Origin of the sequence: Marilutibacter spongiae, from assembly GCF_014145325.1 — a bacterium.
Taxonomy (GTDB): Bacteria; Pseudomonadota; Gammaproteobacteria; order Xanthomonadales; family Xanthomonadaceae; genus Marilutibacter; species Marilutibacter spongiae.
In genome coordinates this window covers 110756-128946 of sequence record NZ_JACHTF010000007.1, presented here as the reverse complement: position 1 = coordinate 128946, position 18191 = coordinate 110756, and the positions used below count along the sequence as shown (strand labels likewise).

Genomic DNA, 18191 nt, shown 5'->3' with positions numbered 1-18191 from the left:
ACGCCACGCGCCGGGTCGTTCGCGACCCGGCACGGACAAGCCCGGCTCCTGGCCGGGCTTTTTCGTTGGAGCGCCCTCCGTGCGCGGGGCGTCGCGTTCAGTGCAGGTCGCGCAACTGCAGCCGGCGCAGGCGCGGTGCCCAGCGGGCGGTGGCGGCGACGACGGCGAGGGTCATGCTGCCGCCGAACACCACCGATGGCACCAGCCCGAGCAGGCGCGCGGCGACGCCCGATTCAAAGGCGCCCAGTTCGTTCGAAGAGCCGATGAAGATGCCGTTGATCGCGGAGACGCGCCCGCGCATGGCGTCCGGGGTCGCCAGCTGCAGGATCGTGCTGCGCATCACCACCGAGACGCTGTCGCACATGCCCGACAGGCCCAGCAGGACAACGGAGAGCCAGAATTCCCGCGACAGCGCGAAGGCGATCATGCACAGCCCGAACCCGGCGACCGCACCGAGCAGGAGGCGACCGGCGTGGCGGTCGGGCGGGTGGCGCGCCAGCCACAGCGCCATCAGCACGGCGCCCGCGGCCGGGGCCCCACGAAGGATGCCGAGGGCCTCGGGCCCGCTCTGGAACACCTCGGTGACGAAGGCCGGCAGCAGGGCGACCGCGCCGCCGAACAACACCGAGAACATGTCCAGGGCCTGCGCGCCCAGCACCACCTGGTGGCCGAATACGAAGCGCAGCCCCGCGCCGATGCTGCGGAAGATCGGCTCGCGCTGGCTGGGCGGCACGGGCTCGGTCGCGCGCAGCACGCGCACCGCGAGCGCCGCGAGCGCGGCCAGGCCCGCCGCGACCAGGTAGGCCCGGGTGGTGCCGCCCCAAGCGATCAGCATGCCGCCGAGCGCCGGGCCGACCACCAGGCCGGCCTGCATGACCACGCTTCCGATGCCCACGCCCTTGGCGAACTGTTCCCGCGGCAGCACGCGCGCGAACAGGGCCATGTAGACCGGGGTCAGGAAGGCGCGGACGAAGCCGTTCAGCGCCACCGCCAGGTAGATCGCCGCCGTGCCCCAGGCCGGCACGTGGCCGCTGGAGACCCCGGCCAGCCACAGCGTGGTCGCGCACAGGCCCAGGCAGGCGAACATGCCCAGCTTGCGGCGCGGGAAGTGATCCACGGCATAGCCGGCGAACAGCGCCATGCCGATGTACGGGCCGACCTCGGCCAGACCGACCAGGCCCAGCGCCAGCGCGTCTCGGGTCAGCCCGTAGATGTGCCAGCCCACCGTCACCGCGACGATCTGGTACGACAGCATCGCCAGCAGGCGATACACCAGCAGGCCGCTGAAACCGGGATTGCGCAGCAGCGCCCAGGCCGTGGGCGCCGGCGCGGTCACAGGTAGCGGGCGGCCTCGGCCCGGATGAACGCAAGCAGCGAGGCGAGGCCGTTGCTGCGGGTCGGGGAGAGGTGCTTGGCCAGGCCGATGTCGGCGATGTAGTCGGCGTCGGTGTCCACGATCTCGCGCGCGCTGCGCCCGGAATAAACGCGCAGCGCGAGGTAGATCAGGCCCGAGACGATCGCCGAGTCGCTGATCGCGTGGAAGTCCAGGCGCGAGGCGTCGCCTTGCGGCACGATCCAGACCATCGACTGGCACCCATGCAGGCGGTGGGTCTCGGTCTTCCAGTCGTCCGGCAGGCCGGGCAGCTTGCGGCCCAGGTCGATCAGGTACTGGTAGCGCTCGGACCAGTCGCCGAAGAAGGCGAACTCGTCGCGAATCGCGGCCTGCGCGTCGGTGGGCGTGGCCTCGAGCGGGAAGGGCGTGTCGGGCAAGGGCGTGTCAGTCATGGAAGCAGACTCCTGGGAGCGGGACCGGGACGTGCCCGGTCATGCGCGCCTGACCCAGCGCACGCCCTGCGGCGTGTCCTCGAGGACGATGCCCTCGGCGGCGAGCGTGTCGCGGATCGCATCGGCACGGGCGAAGTCGCGCGACTGCTTGGCCGCGACGCGTTCGTCGACCAGGGCCTGGATGCGCGCATCGTCCTCGCCCGACGCGCCGCGCGCGAACCACGCGGCCGGATCCTGCTGCAACAGGCCCAGGGCCAGGCCGGCGCCGAGGAGGTCGGCCTTGAGGTTGGCGAGCTCGGCGCGCTCAGCCGTCCCCAGGCTGCTATTGGCGAGGATTGACCGCGCCTGACTGGCGAGTGCCGCTATCTCGGATAGCGCCTTTGGCGTATTGAGATCGTCGTCCAGTGCATTCTCGACGCTGACGGGGATCGTTGGTTCGACCTGGTGGTCGGCCAGGTCCCGCAGGGTCCCGTAAAGGCGGTCCAGGGTACGCACGCTCTGTTCGATCAGCGCGTCCGACCAGTCCAGCGGGCCGCGGTAGTGCGCCGACAGCAGCGCGTAGCGCAGGGCTTCGGGCGGATGTTCGCGGACGAGGTCGTGGACCCGGGCGATGTTGCCGACGGACTTGGACATCTTGGCGCCGTCGAAGTTGAGCATGCCGTTGTGCAGCCAGAAGCGCGCGAAGGGCTTGCCGCCGTGGGCGCACTCGCTCTGGGCGACCTCGTTCTCGTGGTGCGGGAACTGCAGGTCGACGCCGCCGGCATGGATGTCGATCGTCTCGCCCAGGTGGGCGGCCGCCATCGCCGAGCACTCGATATGCCAGCCCGGGCGGCCGCGGCCCCATGGCGAGTCCCAGCCCGGCAGGGCGTCGCTGGAAGGCTTCCACAGGACGAAGTCGCCGGGGTTCTTCTTGTAGGGGGCGACCTCGATGCGGGCGCCGGCCAGCATGTCCTCGAGTTCGCGGCGCGAGAGCTTGCCATATCCGTCGAAGCTGTCGACGGCGAACAGGACGTGGCCCTCGGCGGCATACGCGTGGCCCTGCTCGATGAGGGTGGAGATCATTCCGATGATCTGCCCGATGTGGTCGGTCGCCGCGGGCTCCAGGTCGGGCGGCGCGACGCCCAGCGCGGCCATGTCCTCGCGATAGGCGCGGGTGAATCGCTCGGCGATCACCGAGATGGACACGCCCTGTTCGGCGGCCGCGGCATTGATCTTGTCGTCCACGTCGGTGATGTTGCGGGCGTAGGCGAGGGTGCCGAAGCGGCGGCGCAGCAGGTCGGCGAGGACGCCGAAAACCACCGGCCCGCGGCCGTTGCCGATGTGGACGTAGTTGTAGACCGTGGGGCCGCAGACGTACATGGTGGTACGCGCCGGATCGGCCGGCGAGAAGGCTTCGACCCGCCGGGTCAGGCTGTTGTAGAGATGCAGACTCATGGGCACGGGGTCTTGGGTTCGCGCCATTCTAGCGGGTTGGGCGGCCTCGCTGGCACGCGGCCTGCGTTGGAGGGACGAGGGCCGGTCCGCGCATCCGGGATCCGGGCCGGGACGACAGCACAGGTTCACCCCACCGGCGGTGCGAGCATTTACAATTTTTGAACAGATACGACCCTGCGAGCGCGATGACCCGTCTCTTCCCCCTGCCATGCCTCCTGCTGGTCGCGACCCTGTCCGTCCCGGCGTTTGCCCAGGACCGCGTCGTCATCCAGGCCGAGAACGTACGCTACGACTACGCGCAGGTGTTGCGGGTCACGCCGGTGTACCAGACCCTGACGGCGACGCGGGTCGAGGAGAAGTGCGACCAGACGCCGCGCCCCGAGGACGAGGGCGACTCGCGCCTGTCGCGCATGGTCGGCGCGGTCAAGGACGTGTTCACCCGCGGCAACGACGACGACGAGGAGGACACGGCGGCCGCCGGCACGACCAACTGCCGGTCGGTGCCGGTGGAGCGCGAGTTCCAGCGCCCGATCGCCTACGACGTCGACTATCTCTACAAGGGGGCCAAGTTCCGCTCCCGCCTGCCGGAAGATCCCGGCAACCGGCTCCGCATCCGGGTCTCGATCACGCCCGTCGCGGCCGGGGCCGAGCGGCCGTGATCGTCCGGCCTCCCGCCGCGGCCATGGCGGCCGCTTGCGCGTCGCCCGGCGGCATGCGAGCATTCGCGTCCTGATGAGCCGCCACTACGCCGACGCCGACGTTCTGACCTCCGCCTGGATGGCGGCGGGCATGACCTCGCGCGCGCGCCGACCGTACCCGCCAACACTGGCTGGGTAGGCGTCATCGCCTGTTTCTGGAGTCGCCCCCCGAACGGGTGACACAAGAAAAGCCCAGCCTGACCGCTGGGCTTTTCTGCTTTCTGGCCCGGCAAACCTCCGACCGGCGCCGGCCTGGCGCCCCCATCTGGAACTCGCGATGAAGCACTTTCTGAATACCCAGGACTGGTCCCGCCCGGACCTCGACGCGCTGCTGGTGCAGGCGGCCGGGTTCAAGCGCAGCAAGCTGGGCGCGCAGCTCAAGGGCCGCTCGATCGCCCTGGTGTTCTTCAATCCCTCGATGCGCACGCGGACCAGCTTCGAGCTCGGCGCGTTCCAGCTCGGTGGCCACGCGGTGGTGCTGCAGCCGGGCAAGGACGCTTGGCCGATCGAGTTCAACCTCGGCACGGTGATGGACGGCGACACCGAGGAACACATCGCGGAGGTCGCCCGCGTGCTCGGCCGCTACGTCGACCTGATCGGCGTGCGCGCCTTCCCGAAGTTCGTCGACTGGGCCTGCGACCGCGAGGACCTCGTCCTCAAGAGTTTCGCCAAGTACTCGCCCGTGCCGGTGATCAACATGGAGACGATCACCCATCCCTGCCAGGAGCTGGCGCACGCGTTGGCGCTGCGCGAGCACTTCGGCACCGACGACCTGCGCGGCAGGAAGTACGTCCTCACATGGACTTACCACCCCAAGCCGCTCAATACGGCGGTGGCCAATTCGGCGCTGACCATCGCCACCCGCATGGGCATGGACGTGACATTGCTGTGTCCCACCCCCGAGTACGTGCTCGACGAGCGCTACATGGACTGGGCCGCCACGAATGTCGCCGAATCGGGCGGATCGCTGCAGGTCAGCCACGACATCGAGTCGGCCTATGCCGGCGCCGACGTCGTTTATGCCAAGAGCTGGGGCGCACTGCCGTATTTCGGCAACTGGGCGCCGGAAAAGCCCATCCGCGACCAGTACAAGCACTTCATCGTCGATGAAGCCAAGATGGCGCTGACCAACAACGGCGTGTTCTCGCACTGCCTGCCGCTGCGCCGCAACGTCAAGGCGACCGACGCGGTGATGGATTCCCCGAACTGCATCGCCATCGACGAGGCCGAGAACCGCCTGCACGTGCAGAAGGCGGTGATGGCCGCGCTGGTGGGGGGTGGTGATTCGTGATCGTTGCTTCGTGACCCTCCGACCACGCCCTCCGCTTTGAACTGATCCCTCCATTCCGAAATTCCTGGACGCTCCCATGCCGCAGCAAACCGCTCCCGCCAATCCCGAATCCCGAATCCCGAATCACGGCGCCAACGACATCGTCCTCGCTTTCTCCGGCGGCCTGGACACCAGTTTCTGCGTGCCGTACCTGCAGGAGCGCGGCTGGAAGGTCCATACTGTGTTCGCCGACACCGGCGGCGTCGATGCCGAGGAGCGTGCGTTCATCGAGCAGCGTGCGGCCGAGCTGGGCGTGGCCTCGCACGTCACCGTCGACGGCGGTCCTGCGATCTGGTCGGGCTTCGTCAAGCCCTTCGTGTGGGCGGGCGAGGGCTACCAGGGCCAGTACCCCTTGCTGGTGTCGGACCGCTACCTGATCGTCGAGGCGGCGTTGGAGCGTTGCCGGGAACTGGGCACGCGTGCGATCGCGCACGGCTGCACCGGCATGGGCAACGACCAGGTTCGCTTCGACCTGGCGGTCAAGGCGCTGGGCGACTACGAGATCATCGCCCCGATCCGCGAGATCCAGAAGGAACACACCGAGGTCCGCGCCTACGAGCAGGCCTACCTGGAAGAGCGCGGCTTCGGCGTGCGCGCCAAGCAGAAGGCCTACACCATCAACGAGAACCTCCTCGGCGTGACGCTCTCCGGCGGCGAGATCGACCGCTGGCAGGCGCCGGGCGAGGGCGCGCGCGGCTGGTGCAAGCCGCGCGCCGAGTGGCCCGCCGAGGCATTGCGGGTGAAGATCCGCTTCGAGAACGGCGAAGCCGTCGCGCTCGATGGCGAGGCGATCGCGGGCCACGCGATGCTGGCGCGCCTCAATGGCCTGTTCGCGGCCTACGGCGTGGGCCGCGGGCTGTACACCGGCGACACCACCATCGGCCTGAAGGGCCGCATCGTGTACGAGGCGCCGGGCCTGTTCGCGCTGCTGACCGCGCATCGTGCGCTGGAAGAAGCGGTGCTGAGCAAGCAGCAGAACCGCTTCAAGCCCGACGTCGCGCGCAAGTGGGTCGAGCTGGTCTACGAGGGCTTCTTCCATGATCCGCTCAAGACCGACCTGGAGGCCTTCCTCGCGTCCAGCCAGTCCACGGTCAACGGCGAGGTGACGCTGGAAACCACCGGCGGCATCGTCAACGCGGTCGCGATCGACTCGCCGAACATCCTCAACGCCAAGGGCGCGACCTACGCCCAGGCCGCGGACTGGGGCGTGGCCGAGGCCGAGGGCTTCATCAAGCTGTTCGGCATGAGCAGCACGCTGTGGGCCGAGATCAACCGCGGCCCCGCGCAGGACTGAGGACGCGACGACGTGCTGGCCAAGACCCTCAAGCACCTGGAAGCCCTGGTCGGGTTCGATACGCGCAACCCCCCGCGCGAGATCGGCACCGGCGGCATCTTCGACTACCTGCGCGCGCAGCTGGACGGCTTCGACATCGAGGTCGTCGACCATGGCGCCGGGGCGGTGTCCATGCTCGCCGTGCGCGGCGCGCCCACCCGCGTGTTCAACGTCCACCTCGACACCGTGCCGTCTTCGGAGGCGTGGTCGGCCGACCCGCACGTGCTGCGGGTGGACGGTGACCGCGCGATCGGCCTCGGCGCCTGCGACATCAAGGGTGCCGCGGCCGGCCTGCTGACCGCGGCCTCGGTGACGGAAGGCGACGCCGCGTTCCTCTTCAGCACCGACGAGGAGGCGAACGATCCGCGTTGCATCGCCGCCTTCCTCGCGCGCGACCACGGCTTCCGCGAAGCGATCATCGCCGAGCCCACCGGTTGCGAGGCCGTGCTGGCGCACCGGGGCATCAGTTCGGTGCTGATGAAATTCAAGGGCGTGGCCGGGCATGCCTCGGGGGCGAACGCCATGCAGGCCAGCGCCCTGCACCAGGCCATGCGCTGGGGCGGCCGCGCGCTCGACCTCGTCGAGGCGCAGGCCCACCAGCGTTTTGGCGGCCTGACCGGGCTGCGCTTCAACATCGGCCGGGTCGAGGGGGGGATCAAGGCCAACATGATCGCGCCCAGCGCCGAGCTGCGCTTCGGCTTCCGCCCCTTGCCGTCGATGTCCATCGATGGTCTGCACGACACCTTCCGCGGTCTCGCCGGGGCCGATGCGCTGGCGCACTACGAGGAGACCTTCCGCGGTCCTTCGTTGCCGGGCGGCGATGTCGCCGATGCCGAGCGCAAGCGCCTGGACGCACGCGACCTCGCCGACGAGCTGGGCCTGCCGATCGGCAACGCGGTCGACTTCTGGACCGAAGCCTCGCTGTTCTCGCAGGCGGGGCTGACGGCATTCGTGTACGGCCCGGGCGACATCGCGCAGGCGCACACGGCCGACGAGTGGGTCGAACTGCGGCAGCTCCAGCGCTACACCGAATCCATCATCCGCATCCTCGATACCGGGCGACCGACTTGAACATCGCCATGAACGACATCCGCGAAGACAGCCGCGACATCCAGACCCGGCAGACCATCGTCCGCCTGCTGTCCAGCATGGCGAGCGCGAAGGAGATCTCGCAGTACCTCAAGCGCTTCTCGCAGCTCGACGCCAAGCGCTTCGCCGTGGTCAAGGTCGGCGGCGCGGTCCTGCGCGACGACCTCGACGCGCTCACCTCGTCGCTGGCCTTCCTGCAGGACGTCGGCCTGACGCCCATCGTCATCCATGGCGCGGGGCCCCAGCTCGATGGCGAACTCGCCGCGGCGGGCATCGAGAAGCATACCGTCGACGGCCTGCGGGTCACCTCGCCGGAGGCCCTGGCGATCGTGCGCCGCGTGTTCCATGCCCAGAACCTGAAGCTGGTCGAAGCGCTGCAGGCCTTCGACGCGCGCGCCACGTCGATCGTGTCGGGCGTGTTCGAGGCCGAGTACCTTGACCGCGACACCTACGGCATGGTCGGCCAGGTCAAGCGCGTCGACCTCGCGCCGATCGAGGCCAGCCTGAAGGCCGGTTCGATCCCGGTCATCGCCAGCCTGGGCGAGACCGCCGGCGGGCAGATCCTCAACGTCAACGCCGACTTCGCCGCCAACGAGCTGGTGCAGATGCTCCAGCCCTACAAGATCGTCTTCCTGACCGGCACCGGGGGGCTGCTCAACGAGCGCGGCAAGGTGATCGATTCGATCAACCTCACCACCGAGTACGAACACCTTCTCGCCCAGCCCTGGGTCAACGGCGGCATGAAGGTGAAGATCGAGCAGATCAAGGACCTGCTCGACTCGCTGCCGCTGACCTCCTCGGTCTCGATCACCAAGCCGTCCGAACTGGCGAAGGAACTGTTCACCCACAAGGGTTCGGGCACCCTGGTGCGACGCGGCGAGCGCGTCCTGCAGGTCTCGCGCTGGGACGAGCTGGACCTGCCGCGCCTGCGCGGCCTGATCGAGTCGGCCTTCGGTCGCGAGCTGGTGCCCGATTACTTCGAGACCACGCGCCTCCACCGGGCCTACGTCAGCGAGAACTACCGCGCCGCGGTGATCCTGACCGCCGAGGATGCCGGGACCTACCTCGACAAGTTCGCCGTGCTCGACGATGCGCAGGGCGAGGGCCTCGGCCGCGCGGTCTGGCAGGTCATGCACGAGCAGAACCCGAGCCTGTTCTGGCGCTCGCGCAACGGCAATCCGGTCAACGCCTTCTACCATTCCGAATCCGACGGGTGCCTGCGGCAGGGCAAGTGGCGCGTGTTCTGGTACGGCATGGACGGCTTCGAGGCGATCGGCCGCTGCGTGGCGCACTGCGCGACGCGCCCGGTGACCCTGCACGACCGGCCGGCGGCGGGAGCGCAGGCATGACCGCGAACGTGCCCCCCCACGTGCCCGCCCACATGCACGAAGCGCCGGTGCTGGAAGGCGGGGGCATCCGCCTGGAACCGATGCAGTCCCACCACGCCGACGGCCTCGCCGACGCCTGCGCGGACGGCCGCCTGTGGGAGCTGTGGTACACCGGCGTGCCGCACCCGGACGCGATGGCCGCGCACGTGGAGGGCTGCCTGCAGCGTCGGGCACGGGGCCAGCAGCTGCCCTACGTCGTCGTCGGCCGGGATGACGGCCGCGTCCTCGGCCAGACCAGCTACTGCAACATCGATGCCGGCAACCGGCGCGTCGAGATCGGCTACACCTGGTATGCCGCCCGCGCCCAGCGCACGTCGACCAATACCGCGACGAAGGCGCTGATGCTGGCCCACGCCTTCGAGGCGTGGCGATGCATCGCGGTGGAGTTCCGCACGCATTGGTTCAACCAGCGCTCGCGCGAGGCGATCGCGCGCCTCGGCGCGAAGCAGGACGGCGTCCTGCGCAACCACCAGCGGCTGGCCGACGGCAGCTACCGCGATACCGTCGTGTTCTCGATCATCGAATCCGAATGGCCCGCGGTGAAGCGGCACCTGGCCGCGAGGCTGGCACGGCATGCCGCCATGGGAGGGCGCTGAGATGGGCATCACCGTCGGCATCGTCGGGGCGCGCGGTTACGTGGGCGCGGAGCTGATCCGCCTGATCGCGGCGCACCCCGCGTTCGAACTGGCGTACGTGTCATCGCGCGAACTCGACGGCCAACCCGTCGCCGCGCACATCGACAGCTACGCGGGCGACCTGCGCTACTCGTCGCCCTCGCACGAGGCCTTGCCCGCGCTCGGCGCGGACGCGGTGGTGCTGGCCTTGCCCAACGGCAAGGCGAAGCTGTGCGTGGACGCATTCGACGACGCGATTTCACGCGGCATCGCCGTCGATCCGGTCATCATCGACCTGTCCGCGGATTATCGGTTCGACGAAAGCTGGTATTATGGGCTTCCGGAATTGACCCGTGGCCGCTACACCGGCCAGCGCAGGATCAGCAATCCGGGCTGCTATGCCACGGCGATGCAACTGTCCGTGGCGCCGATGCTCGCGGATCTCGACGGGCCGGTGCAGTGCTTCGGTGTCTCCGGTTATTCGGGCGCAGGCACCACGCCGTCGGACAAGAACGATCCCGACGCCTTACGCAACAACCTGATGCCCTACGCATTGACGGGGCATGTCCACGAACGCGAGGTTTCCAGACAGTTGGATCACCCGATCCACTTCCTTCCACATGTAGCACCGCATTTCAGGGGCCTGACGATCACGGCCAACCTGCCGCTGGCCGCACCGGTCGAGCGGGATGATGTGATGACGCGCTATCGCCAGCGTTATGCAGGCGAGCCGCTCGTGCGCGTGGTCGACGAAGCCCCGTGGGTCAGCGCGATCGCGCAGCGGCACCATGTCGACATCGGCGGCTTCGCGGTGTCCGCGGACGGTCGTCGCCTGGTGGTGGTCGCCACCGAGGACAACCTGCTCAAGGGCGCGGCGACCCAGGCGTTGCAGAACCTCAACCTGGCCTTCGGGCTGGACGAAATGACGGGCATCCCCGTGTTGGAGAACTGCTGAATGAGTCCACTGCTGTGGCAGAAGCCGGGCGTCAAGGTCGACGCGCGCATCCAGGCATTCCTTGCCGGCGAGGACGTTGTCCTCGATCGCGAATTCTTCCTGTTCGACATCCAGGCCAGTCGCGCGCATGCCGAAGGCCTGCAACGCATCGGCATCCTGGGCGCCGACGAACTCGAACGCCTCTGCGCCGAGATGGAGGAACTGGCCGATGATTTCCGCGCCGGGCGCTTCGTCCTCGACGATAGGCACGAAGACGGCCACTCGGCGATCGAGGCGCGCCTGGTCGAACGCCTCGGCGACACCGGCAAGAAGATCCACACCGGGCGCAGCCGCAACGACCAGGTGCTGGTCGCCACGCGTTTGTGGCTGAAGGAAAAGCTGTCGGAAGTGGCGGCGCTTTCGCGCGAATGCGCCGAGGTCGCGCTGGCGCGGGCCGAGGTGGAGCAGGGCGTGCCGCTGCCGGGCTACACGCACCTGCAGCGGGCGGTGGTCTCCTCGCTGGGCATGTGGTGGAGCGCCTGGGCCGAGGGCTTCATCGACAACGCCGTGCGCGCCGCGCAGACGCGCGAGTGGGTCGATGCCAACCCCCTTGGCAGCGCCGCGGGCTACGGCGTCAACCTGCCGCTGGATCGCGACCACACCACCGCCGCACTGGGCTTCGGCCGCCTGCAGGTGTCGGCGACCTACGCGCAATTGTCGCGAGGCAAGTTCGAGATGGCCGCGATCGAGGCCCTGTGCTCGGCGCTGCTCGACGTGCGCCGTCTGGCCTGGGACCTGAGCCTGTTCACCAGCGCCGAATACGGGTTCGTGCAATTGCCCTCGCAATACACGACCGGCAGCTCGATCATGCCCAACAAGCGCAACCCGGACGTGATCGAGCTGATGCGCGCGAGCTATGCCGCCGCGGCGGCGGCGCGCACCGAGATCGAGCAGCTGCTGTCGCTGCCCTCGGGCTACCACCGCGACCTGCAGTTCTCCAAGGGCGCGATCTTCCACGCCTTCGGCCGCGGCCTGGGCGCGCTGGCCCTGCTGCCGGACCTGTTGCGCAACCTGGAGTGGCAGCCCGCGCGCATGCGCGACGCGCTGGAGCCATCGATGTACGCGACCGACCTGGCGGTGTCGCTGGCGCGCGACGGCATGCCGTTCCGCGAGGCCTACCGGGAAGCCGCCGACCCGGCGCGCTGGGCCGAGGGCGACCCCGAACGCAGCCTGGACGACCGCGTGTCGCCGGGCGCCGCCGGCGCGTTGCGCCTGGATAGCCTGAAGCAGCGCCTGGAGGCCTTGCGATGAGCGCGGAACAGACGGTATTCGCCGCGCAACCGCTGCCGAACTGGAAGCGCGCGGTCCTGAAGGTCGGCAGCAGCCTGCTCGCCGGCACGGACAAACTGCCCAGCGAGGACGGGCTGGATCCCCGCTACGCGGCGGTGCTCGCACGTTTCATCATCGAGGCGCGCTCGCAGGGCCGCGAAGTGGTGCTGGTGTCCTCGGGTGCGGTCGCCGCCGGCCGCCGCCGCATCGAATCCACCAACAGCGGCCCCGTCCAGCGCCAGGCCCTGGCTGCGCTCGGCCAGGCCACGCTGGTGTCGTTCTGGCAGCGCCTGACCGGCATTCCCGCCGCCCAGGTGCTGTTGAGCCACGACGACATGCTCAACCGGCGTCGCTACCTCAACGCGCGCAACACCCTGCGCGAGCTGCTGCGCGTGGGCGCGCTGCCGATCGTCAACGAGAACGACACCGTCGCGATCGACAAGCTGCGCCTGGGCGACAACGACAACATCGCCGCCGCGGTGGCCTCGCTGGTCGATGCCGACCTGCTGATGATCGCGACCGACATCGGCGGGCTCTACACCGCGCACCCCAAGTACGAGCCGTCGGCGGCGCCGATCCTGAAGGTCGACCGGGTCACCGACGAACTGCTGCTCGCGGCCTCCGGCGATCCCGGCGAGCTGGGCACCGGCGGCATGCTGACCAAGCTCGAGGCCGCGTCCAAGGCCTCGACCGCCGGCATTCCCACGGTGCTGTTCTGCGGGCGCGATGCCGATGTCATCCGGGCCCTGTCGGACGGGCGCCTGCATGGCACCCTGCTGATGGCCGAGTCCGATCCGCTGACCGCGCGCAAGCAGTGGCTGCGCCACGCGCCGTCCTGCGGCAGCCTGATGGTCGACGGCGGCGCGGCCGCCGCCCTGCACCGGCGCGGCGCCTCCCTGTTGCCCGGCGGCGTGGTCCGCGTGGAAGGCGAATTCCGCCGCGGCGACGTCATCGAAGTCGTCAACGAACAGCCCCACGGGCCGGCGTTGGCGCGCGGCCTGGCGCAATACGGCGCCGCCGACATGCGGCGCATCGTGCGCCGCCACAGCAACGAGATCGAAGCCGTGCTGGGCTTCACCTTCGGTGAGTCCGTGATCCACCGCGACGACCTCGTTCTGCTCAACACCGAGGAGAATGCATGAGCGGATACGTCCGAGACCTGGCCGAAAAGGCCCGCACGGCCCAGCACGCCATCGCCGCCCTGGACGGCGCGGGGCGACGGGCCCTGATCGAGCGCATGGCGTCGGAACTCGATGCGCGCAGCGACGCGATCCTGGCGGCGAACGCCGAGGACATGGCGCGTGCGCACGAGAACGGCGTCAAGGGCGCCATGCTCGACCGCCTGAAGCTCGATGAAGCGCGCGTGGCTGGCATCGCCAATGCCCTGCGCGAAGTCGCTGCCCAGGAGGATCCCGTGGGGCAGGTGACCCGCAGCCAGACCCATGAAAACGGTCTGGTGATCGAACGCCAGCGGCTTCCGCTGGGCCTGGTGGCGATGATCTACGAAGCCCGGCCCAACGTGACGGCCGATGCCGCCGCACTGTGCCTGAAGGCGGGCAATGCCGTGTTGCTGCGCGGCGGTTCCGAAGCGCGTTCCAGCAACGCCGCGATCGCCGGCTGCCTGCATGCCGCGCTGCGCGAGAAGGGGCTGCCCGAAGCCGCCGTATCGCTGATCACCGACACGGCGCGGGAGCACGTGATGGAACTGATCCAGTTGTCGGACCTGGTCGACCTGGCCATCCCCCGCGGCGGCGAAGGCCTGATCCGTTTCGTCGCCGAGCACGCGCGCGTTCCCGTCATCAAACACTACAAGGGCGTCTGCCACCTGTACGTGGACCGTGCCGCCGATCCGGCCAAGGCCATCGACCTGGCGGTGGACGGCAAGACCAGCCGCCCGGGCGTGTGCAACGCGCTCGAAGGCATCCTCGTCCACCAGGACCTGGTCGACGGCCTGCTGCCGCGGCTGGTGTCCACCCTCCAGGGCAAGGGCGTGGAAGTCCGCGGCTGCGCGCGCACGGTGGCCGCGGCCGAAGGCGTGGTGCCGGCCGAAGAGGCCGACCATGGCGCCGAGTTCCTCGACCTGGTGGTGTCGATGCAGGTCGTCGACGACCTCGACGGCGCGCTCGCCCAGATCGATCGGCATGGTTCGGACCACACCGAGGTCATCGTCACCGAAGACCCGGCCGCGGCCGAGGCGTTCGTGCGCGGTACGCGCAGTTCGGCGGTGATGGTGAATGCCTCGTCCCGCTTCAACGACGGCGGCGCGCTGGGACTGGGCGCGGAGATCGGCATCTCGACCACGCGCCTGCATGCCTACGGGCCGATGGGCGTGGAGTCGCTGACGATCGAACGCTACGTGGTCCGTGGCGACGGCCAGGTGCGCCACCCGGAGTCGCGGGTGGCCTGACGAGGCGACCCGCGCCGCGGTGACCCGACGGCCTGACCCGCATCGCGCGGGCGGGCCGTTTTCGCATGGGAGGGGCGGGCGTGTACGCCGGATCCGGGGGCCGGAACGCAGGAAGCCGGCGCGAGGCCGGCTTCCTGGGGAATGAATTCCGTTGGTCGGGGAGACAGGATTTGAACCTGCGACTTCTACGTCCCGAACGTAGCGCTCTACCAGGCTGAGCTACACCCCGACAGCAGAGCGGGCCATTGTAGCCACCGTCCCCGGGCGAGGCAATAGCTCATCGCGATTTCCTTCATGTTCTTGGGGCGGGCCGGCCGCAGCCGGTAAACTGCAGGGCTAGCGTCGCACCTCGCGACACCCTCGCCACGTCGAGCCAGCCCCCGACAGGAGTCCTGCATTTGGCCAGTCAGCCAATCAAGCCCCGCACCCCGCCCGGGGTGATGGAATTGCTGCCCCCCGAGCAGATCGCCTTCCAGCGCCTGCTGGACACGATCCGCCGCAATTTCGAGCGCTTCGGCTTCCTGCCGGTCGAGACCCCGGTGATGGAGCTGTCGGAGATACTGCTGACCAAGTCCGGTGGCGAGACCGAGCGGCAGGTCTATTTCGTGCAGTCCACCGGCGCCCTGGAGAAGGCCGACGGCGGCCGACCCGAGCAGGCCCTGCGCTTCGACCTGACCGTGCCCCTGGCACGCTATGTCGCTGAGCACGAACACGAGCTGGCCTTCCCCTTCCGCCGCTACCAGATGCAGCGCGTGTACCGCGGCGAGCGCGCCCAGCGCGGCCGCTTCCGCGAGTTCTACCAGTGCGACATCGACGTGATCGGCAAGGACGCGCTGAGCGTGCGCTTCGACGCGGAGATGCCCGCCGTCATCCACGCCGTCTTCTCGGAAATGGCGATCGGCAAGTTCACCATCCAGCTCAACAACCGCAAGCTGATGCGCGGCTTTTTCGAGTCGCTGGGCATCGCCGACGCCGAGCGCCAGGCGCTGGTGCTGCGCGAGGTCGACAAGCTGGACAAGCGCGGTGCCGAGCACGTGCGCGCCACGCTCGAGGGCGAAGGCTTCGCGCTGGCCGCCGGGGTGGTCGACCGCATCCTCGCGTTCGTCGAGGTGCGCTCCAGCTCGCACGCCGACGCGATGGCGCGCCTGGACGCCTTGCCCGATGCCAACGACGCGATCCGCGACGGCGTGGCCGAGCTGCGCGAAGTGCTGGAGCTGGTCAGGGCGCTGGGCGTGCCCGAGTCGCACTATGCGCTCAACTTCTCCATCGCCCGCGGCCTGGACTACTACACCGGCACCGTCTACGAGACCACGCTGGACGACTACCCGCAGATCGGCTCGATCTGCTCGGGCGGCCGTTACGAGGACCTGGCCAGTCATTACACGAAGTCGAAGCTGCCCGGCGTCGGCATCTCGATCGGCCTGACCCGCCTGTTCTGGCAGCTGCGCGAGGCGGGCGTGATCGACGTCGCCGAGAGCACCGTCGAGGCCATGGTCGCGCTGATGGACGGCGACATGCTGGCCGACGCGCTGGACATCGCCCGCCACCTGCGCGCCGGCGGCATCAACACCGAGGTGCAGATGGAGCCGCGCAAGATCGGCAAGCAGTTCCAGTACGCATCGCGCGCGGGCATCCGCTTCGTGGTGCTCGCGGGCGACGACGAGCGCGCGCGCGGCGTGGTCGCGGTCAAGGACCTCAAGCGCGAGATGCAGTTCGAGGTCACCCGCGAGGAACTGGCGCGCAGCCTGCGCGTGGAACTCGAGCAAAGCCGCGCCCTGTCCGGGCGCTGAGGACACACGGCCCGCGCACCGGCGCTGCCAGCAGGCGCCGATGCGGCGGGCTTCCACCGCCGGGCCAAGCGTGGACCGGCGGCCTTTCAAGCAAGCGCGGGCGGTCGGTCGCGATCGCCGGCGAGGGTGGCAGGCCACCCAGGGAGAACACGCAAGATGAAGCCGATCCTGCTCGATGGCCGTTCGCTGTCCCGGGCCCAACTGGTCGACGTGGCGTATGGCGCGCACGTCGAACTCTCCGCCGCGCAGCTGCCGGCCGTGGAACGCGCCGCGGCCTTCCTGGCCGAGCAGGTCCGCCGCGAAGAGCCGATCTACGGCGTCTCGACCGGCTTCGGGAGCAACGCCGACCGCCTGCTGGGCGCGCACCGCCTGCGCGAGGCACTGCCCGGCGAAGCGGCCTCGGCCGAAACCCTGCACGAGGAGCTGCAGCGCAACCTGATCGTGACCCACGCGGTCTGCGTCGGCGAGCCGTTCGCCCCCGAGATCGTCCGCGCGATGCTGTGCATCCGCATCAACACCCTCATGCGCGGCCACTCGGGCATCCGCGTCGAGACGCTGCAGGCGCTGGTGGCCATGCTCAATGCCGGCGTCGTGCCGGTGGTCCCGCAACTGGGCTCGGTGGGCGCGTCGGGCGACCTGGCCCCGCTGTCGCACCTGGCGATCGTCCTGCTCGGGGGCGGCGAAGCCTTCTTCGAAGGCGAGCGCATGGCCGGCGCCGACGCGCTGGCGCAGGCCGGGCTCGCGCCGGTCGCGCTTTCCTACAAGGAGGGCCTGGCGCTGAACAACGGCACCGCGCAGATGCTTGCCTGCGGGGTGCTCTCGCTGCATCGGCTGGAGGAACTGCTCGATACCGCCGACCTGGCCGCGGCGATGAGCATCGATGCCTTCGCGGGCCGGCTCGGCGCGTTCGCCGAAGAGGTGCATGCGCTGCGGCCGCATCCAGGCCAGGTCCAGGTCGCGTCCAACCTGCGGCGCCTGCTCGATGGCTCGACGCTGTCGGACATCCCGTACCACCTGGTGCCGCGCTTCCGGCCATGGTTCCCCAGCAGCTGGTCCACGCCGGACGCGCAGGCGCTGCGCTTCGACATCGGCTGGGACTGGGTGCCCCTGGACCAGCGCCACGGCCGCGAGAAGTTCTACACCCGCTTCCGGCCCTTCCGTGGCGGCAAGAAGCACCAGCCGCAGGACAGCTATTCGCTGCGCTGCATCCCGCAGGTGCACGGCGCGGTGCGCGATGCCGCGGCACAGGCCGCGCGCGTGCTCGAAGTCGAGCTCAATGCGCTGACCGACAACCCCATCGTGTTCCCGGATGCCGAGGCCGAGCACGTCGAGCAGCAGGTGATCTCGGCCGGCCACTTCCACGGCATGCCGCTCGCGCTGGCGATGAGCTACGTCAAGGCCGCGATCCCGGTGCTGGCCAGCATCTCGGAGCGTCGCCTCAACAAGCTCGTCGACCCGGCCACCAACGACGGCCTGCCGGGTTTCCTGATCGGCAACGAGGACGCGACCGAGTCGGGCCACATGATCGTGCAGTACACCGCCGCGGCCATCGTCAACGACCTGTGCAGCCGGGCGATGCCGGCCTCGGTCTATTCGATCCCGACCAGCGCCAACGCCGAGGACCACGTCTCGATGGGCGCGAACGAGGCGCGCCACGTGCTGGCCATGGTCGCCGACCTGGGCAAGGTCCTGGGGCTGGAGCTGTACACCGCCGCGCAGGCGCTGGACCTGCGCCGGGACATGATCAACGCCGCGCGCGAACTGGCGCGCCGGGGCGATGCCGACGCCCTCGCCGCGAAGGTCGCGGGCCCGCCGGCGACCGACGCCGCCGCGCGTGGGGCGTTCCTGCGCGAGGTCGAGGGCCTGCGCGCGGAACTGGCCGGATCCGAGGAGTTCCGCCCGGGGCGCGCGGTCGCCGCCGCCCACGCGGCGATCCGCGAGGCGATCCCGTTCCTGGAGCGAGACCGGGCGATGGATGGCGAGGTCGCGATGGCGGTGCGCCTGGTCGAGGAGGGCACCGTCCTCGCGGCCGCCCGCAGCCTGGACGCCTGATCGCCGGC

At 69.6% G+C, this 18191-nt stretch carries 15 protein-coding genes and 1 tRNA gene; 12 read left to right on the top strand and 4 right to left on the bottom strand.

Going from position 1 to position 18191, the window contains the following annotated elements; translation table 11 throughout:
• Positions 1-97: 97 nt before the first annotated feature.
• The 3 genes from H4F98_RS08230 to cysS are packed head-to-tail and all read right to left on the bottom strand — an operon-like array spanning position 98 to position 3219.
• On the bottom strand, positions 98-1336 hold the full coding sequence (locus H4F98_RS08230) for an MFS transporter (protein ID WP_182686617.1): 1239 nt from the start codon (positions 1334-1336) through the stop codon (positions 98-100).
• Positions 1333-1770 carry a SufE family protein gene (locus H4F98_RS08225; protein ID WP_182686719.1) on the bottom strand — a complete coding sequence of 146 codons (438 nt, stop codon included), beginning with the start codon at positions 1768-1770 and terminating at the stop codon, positions 1333-1335. Before H4F98_RS08225 ends, H4F98_RS08230 begins: the two co-directional genes overlap by 4 nt.
• A gap of 54 nt (positions 1771-1824) precedes the next feature.
• The gene (cysS, locus tag H4F98_RS08220) at positions 1825-3219 is read right to left on the bottom strand and encodes a cysteine--tRNA ligase (RefSeq protein ID WP_182686615.1); all 1395 of its coding nucleotides are present in this window, start codon (positions 3217-3219) and stop codon (positions 1825-1827) included.
• A gap of 185 nt (positions 3220-3404) precedes the next feature.
• Here cysS and H4F98_RS08215 point away from each other — a divergent pair, with 185 nt between their 5' ends.
• From H4F98_RS08215 to H4F98_RS08170, 10 genes are all read left to right on the top strand, one after another.
• Positions 3405-3878, top strand: a complete 474-nt coding sequence (locus H4F98_RS08215) for a hypothetical protein (RefSeq protein ID WP_182686613.1) — start codon at positions 3405-3407, stop codon at positions 3876-3878.
• Positions 3879-4194: 316 nt separating this feature from the next.
• A complete protein-coding gene (locus tag H4F98_RS08210; RefSeq protein WP_182686611.1) occupies positions 4195-5208 on the top strand; it encodes an N-acetylornithine carbamoyltransferase in 1014 nt (337 codons plus the stop codon).
• Positions 5209-5284: 76 nt separating this feature from the next.
• Positions 5285-6541, top strand: coding sequence for an argininosuccinate synthase (locus tag H4F98_RS08205; protein ID WP_182686609.1), 1257 nt, complete (start codon positions 5285-5287; stop codon positions 6539-6541).
• Positions 6542-6553: 12 nt separating this feature from the next.
• The gene (locus H4F98_RS08200; RefSeq protein WP_182686607.1) at positions 6554-7651 is read left to right on the top strand and encodes an acetylornithine deacetylase; all 1098 of its coding nucleotides are present in this window, start codon (positions 6554-6556) and stop codon (positions 7649-7651) included.
• An 8-nt stretch (positions 7652-7659) separates the two neighbouring features.
• On the top strand, positions 7660-9018 hold the full coding sequence (locus tag H4F98_RS08195) for an acetylglutamate kinase (protein ID WP_182686605.1): 1359 nt from the start codon (positions 7660-7662) through the stop codon (positions 9016-9018).
• Positions 9015-9653 carry a GNAT family N-acetyltransferase gene (locus H4F98_RS08190; RefSeq protein ID WP_246372997.1) on the top strand — a complete coding sequence of 213 codons (639 nt, stop codon included), beginning with the start codon at positions 9015-9017 and terminating at the stop codon, positions 9651-9653. The genes H4F98_RS08195 and H4F98_RS08190 overlap by 4 nt, the downstream gene beginning before the upstream one ends.
• Before the next feature lies 1 nt (position 9654).
• On the top strand, positions 9655-10626 hold the full coding sequence (argC, locus tag H4F98_RS08185; protein ID WP_182686603.1) for an N-acetyl-gamma-glutamyl-phosphate reductase: 972 nt from the start codon (positions 9655-9657) through the stop codon (positions 10624-10626).
• Positions 10627-11916, top strand: a complete 1290-nt coding sequence (argH, locus tag H4F98_RS08180) for an argininosuccinate lyase (protein ID WP_182686601.1) — start codon at positions 10627-10629, stop codon at positions 11914-11916.
• A complete protein-coding gene (proB, locus tag H4F98_RS08175) occupies positions 11913-13076 on the top strand; it encodes a glutamate 5-kinase (RefSeq protein WP_182686599.1) in 1164 nt (387 codons plus the stop codon). Before argH ends, proB begins: the two co-directional genes overlap by 4 nt.
• A complete protein-coding gene (locus H4F98_RS08170; RefSeq protein WP_182686597.1) occupies positions 13073-14341 on the top strand; it encodes a glutamate-5-semialdehyde dehydrogenase in 1269 nt (422 codons plus the stop codon). Before proB ends, H4F98_RS08170 begins: the two co-directional genes overlap by 4 nt.
• A 152-nt stretch (positions 14342-14493) precedes the next feature.
• Here H4F98_RS08170 and H4F98_RS08165 read toward each other — a convergent pair.
• Positions 14494-14570, bottom strand: a tRNA-Pro gene (locus H4F98_RS08165).
• Positions 14571-14739: 169 nt separating this feature from the next.
• On the opposite strand from H4F98_RS08165, the gene hisS reads away from it, so the two are divergent.
• Complete coding sequence (gene hisS / locus H4F98_RS08160) at positions 14740-16131, top strand: histidine--tRNA ligase (protein WP_281368135.1); 1392 nt, start codon at positions 14740-14742, stop codon at positions 16129-16131.
• Between the two features lie 156 nt (positions 16132-16287).
• Positions 16288-18183, top strand: coding sequence for an HAL/PAL/TAL family ammonia-lyase (locus H4F98_RS08155; protein WP_182686595.1), 1896 nt, complete (start codon positions 16288-16290; stop codon positions 18181-18183).
• Positions 18184-18191 lie beyond the last annotated feature (8 nt).